This is a genomic window from Skermanella sp., from assembly GCF_059503625.1.
On sequence record NZ_JCACHA010000898.1, the window covers coordinates 1 to 7,702 of the forward strand.

Sequence of the window (7,702 nt, forward strand, 5' to 3'; positions counted from 1 at the left end):
TTGGGAGAACAGCAGCGTCGCCAGCAGATTGCGCTTCTGGCGCTCCCTCAGTTCCTTGATCGTCGGATCGTCGGTCGGACCCTCGACGCCATGGTTCCAGCTGTGGTTGTTGGAGTGTCCGTCCTGGTTGTTCTCGCCATTGGCCGCATTGTGCTTCTCGTTGTACGAGACGAGGTCGTTCAGCGTGAAGCCGTCGTGGGCGGTGATGAAGTTGACGCTGGCCCAGGGCCGGCGGCCGCGCTTGTCGAAGAAGTCGCTCGACCCCGTCATGCGCGATGCCAGTTCCGGCAGCTTGCTCTCGTCGCCCTTCCAGTAGCTGCGCACGGTATCGCGATAGCGGTCGTTCCACTCCGCCCAACCGGGCGGGAAGCCGCCGACCTGATAGCCGCCGGGGCCGATGTCCCAGGGCTCGGCGATCAGCTTGACGCGGGACAGGATGGGGTCCTGACGGCAGGCGTCCAGGAAGCCGCCGCCCTGGTCGAAGCCGTGCGGCTCGCGTCCCAGGATCGTCGCCAGATCGAAGCGGAAGCCATCCACCCGCATTTCGGTCGCCCAGTAGCGAAGGCTGTCGGTCACCATCTGAAGGACGCGCGGATGCGACACGTTCAGCGTGTTTCCCGTCCCCGTATCGTTGATATAATATCGCGGATCGGGCGCCAGACGATAGTAGGATGCGTTGTCGATCCCCTTGAACGACAGGGTCGGCCCGCGCTCGTTGCCCTCCGCCGTGTGGTTGTACACCACGTCCAGGATCACTTCGATCCCGGCATCGTGGAAACGCGCGACCATCTCCTTGAACTCGCCGATCGTGCCGCTCGCCGAATAGCGCGGCTCGGGCGCGAAGAAGCCTATGGTGTTATAGCCCCAGAAGTTGCGTAGACCCCGCTCCAGCAGGTGCCGGTCGTCCAGGAACGCGTGGATCGGCAGCAGTTCGATCGACGTGATGCCGATGCTCTTGATGTAGTCGACGACGTCCTGGTGCGCCAAGCCGGCGTATGTCCCCTGCAACTGCGGCGGAACTGCGGGATGCCGCATCGTGTACCCGCCGACATGCGTCTCGTAGAAGATCGTCCGCTCCCACGGAATGCGCGGCGCCTGGGTATTGCCCCAGGTGAAGGCGGGATCGACCACCCGGCATTTCGGCAATCCGGCGGCGCTGTCGCGCCGGTCGAACGACAGGTCGTCGCGGGGCGAGCCGATCCGGTAGCCGAAATGGGCGTCGGACCAGCGCATATGCCCGACCAGGGCCTTGGCATAGGGGTCGAGCAGAAGCTTGTTCGGGTTGAAGCGATGCCCGGCGGTCGGTTCGTACGGCCCGTGGACGCGGTAGCCATAGACCGTCCCAGGCCGCGCATCCGGCAGGTAGCCGTGCCAGACCTCGTCGGTGTACTCCGGCAGCACGACCCGCTCCAGTTCGCGCCGCCCGTCCTGGTCGAACAGGCAGAGTTCGACCTTGGTGGCATGAGCGGAGAACAGCGCGAAATTCACCCCCAGGCCGTCCCAGGTAGCGCCCAGCGGAAAGGGAAGACCTTCCTGTACACGTGACCGACGAATAGTTTTTGAAGCTTGCTGTAGTCTGCTCACGGATCGGCCTCGACGGAGTGAAAAAGAACGGGTGTTCAGTGATTCAGTCACATGTGAACAATCCAGCAGCCAATCGGGTCCCATCCGCAAAATCAGGCGCGCTGATTTTCTTCACAGACCGTTATTGCAGGGGAGTACGGTTGAGGATTTGAGAATGAAGAACGGCAGTACCCAGACCACGGGCCAGACCCAGAACCCGGCGAACGGAGCGGTCGATAGTTCGGAAATCGCTGACGAAGGTACGATAATCGATGCACCGGCCGCAGCCGAACAGGCCGGGCTGGTCTATGTCTCGGACGAGGAACCGGGCATCCGGCGACGCCGGTCCGGCAAGGGATTCAGCTTCCGCAACCCCGACGGTACGGCCGTCAAGGACAAGGAGACGCTGGCCCGCATCAAGTCGCTGGCGATCCCGCCTGCCTATACCGATGTCTGGATCTGCGCCGACGCCAGGGGCCACATCCAGGCGACCGGCCGCGACGACAAGGGCCGCAAGCAGTACCGCTACCATCAGCGCTGGCGCGAAGTACGCGACAGTACGAAGTACGAGCGTATGCTGGACTTCGGCAAGGCCCTGCCCGCCATCCGCGAACGCATCTCCGCCGACATGGGCAAGCGCGGCCTGCCGCGCGAGAAGGTGCTGGCGACCGTCGTCCATCTCCTGGAAAACACCCTGATCCGGGTCGGAAACGCCACCTACTCGAGAGAGAACAAGAGCTTTGGCCTGACGACGCTCCAGGACAGGCACGTCGAGGTCGACGGGGGCAAGCTCCGTTTCCAGTTCAAGGGGAAGAGCGGCAAGAGCTGGAACCTTCAGGTCAAGGACCGCCGCATCGCCCGGATCGTCAAGTCCTGCCAGGACGTGCCGGGGCAGCACCTGTTCCAATATCTGGACGACGACGGCCAGCGCCACGGCGTCACGTCACAGGATGTCAACGACTACCTGCGGGAGATCAGCGGACAGGACTTCTCCGCCAAGGATTTCCGGACCTGGGCGGGAACCGTGCTGGCCGCGATCGCCCTGACCGAGTTCGAAACCTTCGACACCAAAGCCACCGCCAAGCGCAACCTACGGGATGCGATCGAGCGTGTTTCGTCCCGGCTCGGCAATACTCCGGCCATATGCCGCAAGTGCTATATCCATCCCCAGGTACTGGACTGCTATCTCGAAGGTGATCTGGTCAACCAGTTGAAGGACCGGATAGAAGAAGATCTGCGCTCCGAACTGGATGCGCTGAAGCCGGAAGAAGCCGCCGTCATGGCTTTCCTTCACCGCAGACTGACGCGAGATGCCGCCGCCTGACGCGGCGTCGAGCCCCCCGGAGCCGATCTTGTCCTCACCCGCGTCCCTGGCAGACCCGTCCGCATCGTCCGCAGCCGAGAACCGCCTTGGCATCCTGTGCATGGTCACCGGCATGGCGCTGTTCACGCTGAACGACGCCATGGGCAAATGGCTGGTGGAAACCTGCCCGGTGCCGCTGATCCTGGCGGTACGCAGCGCCTCGGCGTTGCTGATCCTGGCGCCGCTGGTCATGCGGGCGGGCTTCTCCAGTGTCTTCCGCGTGCCCGACCCTGGCCGTCATCTGATTCGGAACGTTCTGATCGTCGCCGAAGTGGCCTTCTTCTATCTGGCGGTCCGCGAAATGCCGCTGGCCGACGTCATGACGATCTACATGGCGGCTCCGCTGCTGGTCACGGCGCTGTCGGTGCCGCTGCTGGGCGAGAAGGTAGGGCTCAGGCGCTGGATCGCGGTCGGCATCGGCTTTGCCGGAGTCGTCCTGGTACTCCGCCCCGGCGGCGACTTCCTGTCCGCGGGAACTCCGCTGGCCCTGGCCGGCAGCCTGACCTTCGCGCTGACGCTGATCTCGACGCGGTCGCTCAGGGGCGCCAGCGGCCTCACCCTGATCACGACCCAGACCCTCGGCGTCGGCTTGGCGGGGACCGTCGCCCTGCCCTTCGTCTGGGTAGCCCCGACCTTGCTTGAACTTTCCCTGATCGGCGTGCTGGGTGTCGTGGCGCTGGTCGCCCACGTGCTCGTCAACCATTCGCTTAAACTAAGCCCGGCGGCGGTCGTCGCCCCGTACCAGTACACCTCGCTGGTCTGGGCCATGGCGCTGGGCTGGGCTTTCTGGGGCGACGTTCCGGATTTGCCGGTGGCGTTCGGCGCCGCGCTCATCATCGGCAGCGGCATGTTCGTCTTCCACCGGGAACAGCAACTGGCGAAGGCGGCAGCTTAACTCCGCAGCCGCCGCAGCGTCAGCAGCCCGCCGGTCACCGGATCGTTGAGCCGGGCCTTGCCGTCTTCGTCGATGGTGACCTCGATCCCTATGCCGATGCCTTCCGGAATGACCAGGACGTTGTTGCCCTCGACCGAGTACTCGACATCCTGAGTGACGCCGAATGCCGTCATGGTGGAGCGGCGGAACTCGTAGGTCCCCAGCACCAATCCCGGCGCCAGGGGAGACGCCATCGCCCAGCGGCCGAGCAGCGGGTTGGGCTCCAAGCTGGCGCAGGAGACCAGCATCGCCCCAGCCGCCAGCAGTATCGTCATTCCGACCCGTCGAACCACGCCGTCACTCCTCGAATCCGGCGACGGGAGCCCACAGGATATCCTCGATCTCCCGCGCTCCCGTACACAGCATGGACAAACGGTCGAAACCCAGGGCTATTCCAGCGCTTTCCGGCATGCCGAACTCCAGGGCCGCCAGGAAGTCGGCATCGATCGGGTAGCGCTCCCCGTACAGGCGCTCCTTAAGGTCCATATCGGCCTGGAATCGGGCGCGCTGGATCCCGGCATCGGTCAATTCGCCGAACGCATTGGCCAGTTCCAGGCCGCAGGCGTAAAGCTCGAACCGTTCCGCCACGCGCGGGTCGTCGCTGCGCGGCCTGGACAATGCGGCCATCGACACGGGATAGTCCGTCAGGAACGTCGGGCGGCCCATCCCCAGTTCCGGCTCTATCAGCTCCAGCGAGATCCGGAAGAACAAGTCTTCCCAGCTGTCGCCTGCATGGGGCGCGATCCCGATCCGCTCCGCCTCCCGCGCCAGCAACCCGGCATCGGGCGCCTGCGGATCCGGAGCCGTCGCCAGCAGGTCGATCCCGGCATAGCGGTCGAAGGCGTCGGCCACCGTCAGGATCTCCCACGGGGCGAACGGGTCGCAGGTGCGGTCCCGCCATTCGAAACCCTCGCGCCCGCCGGCCCGTACCGCCGTCCGGATCAGCGCCTCGCAATCGGTCATCAGGTCGCGGTAGCCGGCCCCTGCCCTGTACCATTCCAGCATGGTGAATTCCGGGCTGTGGGTGCCGGACCGCTCACCGTTGCGGAACACCTTGGCGAACTGGAACAGCCGGGGCACGCCGGCCACCAGCAGCTTCTTCATCGCGAATTCGGGACTGGTGTGCAGGTACAGCGTCCGCCGGTCGTCCGGGTTCGGCCCGGCCAGTTCGGTCGAAAAGGCGATCAGGTGCGGCTCCAGCCCCGGCGAGACCTGCAACGCCGGGGTTTCGACCTCGATGAAGCCCTGCCCCTCGAACCACGCCCGCACCCTGGACGCCACCCGCGCCCTGCCTTCCAGAAAAGGCCGCCGCCGGGCGAACCGCTCCGGGTGCCACCAGGGTTGCTCTGTCATTCTTTATCATGCACGGGCCTCAAAGCCCGGCATCTCCTTGCGGTAACCGGTCAGCCTCACGCGACCGACCATATACCGCAGTCCCCGCCGCCTCAATGAGCCAGCGGGCGGACATCCTTTTCCGCTTGGCCCCGAAGCGCCAGCAGGCCTGTATCGAACAGCCGCTGGCCCGGCTTCTCGATCATCCGGTAGGTGAAGCCGGAGATCACGACCACGATTGCCAGATAGACCAGCGTGAGCGCGTCCATCGCCCACAGCCCGCCGAATACCAGGATTTCAGTCTGGTCGCCGCCGGGGACATGGGGGGCCTTGATCGTCCAGCCCGTCACCTTCTCCAGCACGTTGGCGATCTTCATCAGCATCTCCACCCCGAACAGATGGATCATGTAGATGGAAAAAGACAGTTCTCCCAGCCGCCGGAAGAAGCCGGTGGAGAGCAGCTTGGTGAAGAAACCGTCGGCGCAGGCGTAGATATAGACGACCACGCCGAACAGCAGGGGGGCGAACATCGTGACCGGTCCCCGGCCGGCGCGCGAGACGAAGATCGCAACCAGCACGAGGGCGGCCGCCTCCACCATCGTACCGAAGCGGGGGCCGCCATCGGCGCCGGCGGCGGTATGCCGATACAGCCGATAGACCAGATGCCCGACCGCGAACCCGAACAGGCAGCGCAGCACGCCGAACTCCTGCTGCGTATCCATGTAGTGGGGCGAGAAGTCCAGCAGCACGACCGCGCTGACGGCGGCCAGCAGCGCAAGCGCCAGCGTCGCCCGCGACCGGAAGGCGATCAGCGTCAGCGCGAAGCCGGCATAGACGACGAACTCCGCGCTGATCGACCAGCTCGCCTTGTTCCAGGTGTTGACGTCGTGGATGCCGGCGGCGTGGATCAGGAGCGTGTTGGTCAGCAGCGCCTCGGGCGACGTCTCCCCCGTGAAGGGCAGGTGATGGGCGCCGCCGTACCAGCCGTTCATGACGAACTTGACGAGTTCGAGATCGAAGAACAGGAACAGCATGACCATGTGCAGCGGCCAGATCCTGCCGATGCGGCGCACCATGAAGGTCCCGGCGGAACGCCAGTCGACGATCTTGCCGCCATAGGAGAACGTGATGACGAAGCCGCTGAGCACGAAGAAGAAATCGACGAACAGGTAGCTGTTCCGGAGAAAGGGCTCCGCATAGAAATGGCTGAGAACCGGAAGATGCATTACAGCGACTAAAAGCGCACAGATGCCACGCCAGCTATCGAGAGTATGGAAACGCAACGCTGCCTCCGCGGATCGGTCTGCGGTCAATCCCAGGACCGGGTTTACAGGGCAGCTTTATTCCAGATATTCCCGGTGTAAACGGCGCTTTGGGAACACCTCGGCCTTACGCCGGCCATGACGGCGCCGACGCGGATCGCTTATCCGAAAGGCTCTTCTTGGATTTTGGGATGATGTGCATCGTAGACGCGGCTTCCCGCCGCGTTGAGTGCGCGAATACGCGCACTCTCCCACTTACGCAACGCTTTCATATCCGTCAAAGCCGTTGAAGCGCTGAAGCAACGCGGCTGGCAGCCGCGTCTGCGGCCGCTCTCATCGAAGCAGTCTCGTTACCCTGAAACGCGGTAAGAGCCATTCGAAAAAGAAGGAGGCGGCCCTTCCGGGCCGCCTCCAAGGCGATTGCAACAGTCAGTTATATTGGTCGTCCGGATCAGAAATCCATATCGCCCATGCCGCCGCCGGCCGGCATGGCGGGAGCCTTCTTCTCCGGCTTCTCGGCCACCATCGCTTCGGTGGTGATCAGCAGGCCGGCGACCGAGGCGGCATCCTGCAAGGCGGTGCGGACGACCTTGGTCGGGTCGATAACGCCGAACTGGAACATGTCGCCGTACTGGTCGGTCTGGGCATTGTAGCCGAAGCTGCTGTCGGTCTGCTCGATCAGCTTGCCGACCACGATGGAGCCATCGACGCCGGCGTTGGTCGCGATCTGACGGGCGGGAGCCTGAAGGGCGCGCCGGATGATCTCGACGCCGACGCGCTGGTCGTCGTTGGCGGTCTTGATCTGGTCGAGGGCCTTGGTGGCGTAGAGCAGGGCTACACCCCCGCCGGCGACGATGCCCTCTTCCACCGCGGCGCGGGTCGCATGCATCGCGTCGTCGACGCGGTCCTTGCGCTCCTTCACCTCGACCTCGGTCGCACCGCCGACGCGGATCACGGCGACGCCGCCGGCCAGCTTGGCCAGCCGCTCCTGGAGCTTCTCGCGGTCGTAGTCGCTGGTGGTTTCCTCGATCTGCTGACGGATCTGGGTGCAGCGGGCGGTGATGTCGTCCTTCGATCCGGCGCCATCGACGATCGTAGTGTTTTCCTTGGTGATGACGACACGCTTGGCGGTGCCCAGCATATCGATGGTCACGTTCTCCAGCTTGATGCCGAGATCTTCGCTGATGACCTGGCCGCCGGTGAGGATGGCCATGTCTTCCAGCATCGCCTTGCGGCGGTCACCGAAGC

Annotated in this window: 7 protein-coding genes; 2 read left to right on the plus strand and 5 right to left on the minus strand. The window is 64.5% G+C overall.

The features are described 5' to 3' along the window. A partial coding sequence (gene glgX / locus AC5JJ6_RS32715) for a glycogen debranching protein GlgX (protein WP_496046056.1) occupies window positions 1–1,584 on the minus strand: 1,584 nt, incomplete at its 3' end. A 154-nt stretch (window positions 1,585–1,738) separates the two neighbouring features. On the opposite strand from glgX, the gene AC5JJ6_RS32720 reads away from it, so the two are divergent. Next, window positions 1,739–2,887: a DNA topoisomerase IB gene (locus AC5JJ6_RS32720; protein WP_496046057.1), complete on the plus strand. Its 1,149-nt coding sequence runs from the start codon at window positions 1,739–1,741 to the stop codon at window positions 2,885–2,887. Window positions 2,888–2,915: 28 nt separating this feature from the next. Beyond that, a complete protein-coding gene (locus AC5JJ6_RS32725; RefSeq protein WP_496046058.1) occupies window positions 2,916–3,821 on the plus strand; it encodes a DMT family transporter in 906 nt (301 codons plus the stop codon). On the opposite strand, the gene AC5JJ6_RS32730 is transcribed toward AC5JJ6_RS32725, so the two are convergent. The 4 genes from AC5JJ6_RS32730 to groEL form a co-directional block, all read right to left on the minus strand. Then, entirely contained in the window at window positions 3,818–4,153 is a 336-nt protein-coding gene (locus AC5JJ6_RS32730; RefSeq protein WP_496046059.1) for a hypothetical protein, read from the minus strand. The genes AC5JJ6_RS32725 and AC5JJ6_RS32730 overlap by 4 nt on opposite strands. A gap of 4 nt (window positions 4,154–4,157) precedes the next feature. Next, the gene (gene epmA / locus AC5JJ6_RS32735; protein ID WP_496046060.1) at window positions 4,158–5,213 is read right to left on the minus strand and encodes an EF-P lysine aminoacylase EpmA; all 1,056 of its coding nucleotides are present in this window, start codon (window positions 5,211–5,213) and stop codon (window positions 4,158–4,160) included. 92 nt (window positions 5,214–5,305) lie between these two features. Further along, window positions 5,306–6,505, minus strand: a complete 1,200-nt coding sequence (locus tag AC5JJ6_RS32740) for an acyltransferase family protein (protein ID WP_496046061.1) — start codon at window positions 6,503–6,505, stop codon at window positions 5,306–5,308. A gap of 400 nt (window positions 6,506–6,905) precedes the next feature. Beyond that, a partial coding sequence (gene groEL, locus AC5JJ6_RS32745) for a chaperonin GroEL (protein ID WP_496046062.1) occupies window positions 6,906–7,702 on the minus strand: 797 nt, incomplete at its 5' end.

Bases quoted from the DNA above. Each gene is read 5' to 3' on its own strand.
- AC5JJ6_RS32720 (WP_496046057.1), top strand. From the start codon at position 1,739: ATGAAGAACGGCAGTACCCAGACCACGGGCCAGACCCAGAACCCGGCG.
- epmA (WP_496046060.1), bottom strand. From the start codon at position 5,213: ATGACAGAGCAACCCTGGTGGCACCCGGAGCGGTTCGCCCGGCGGCGG.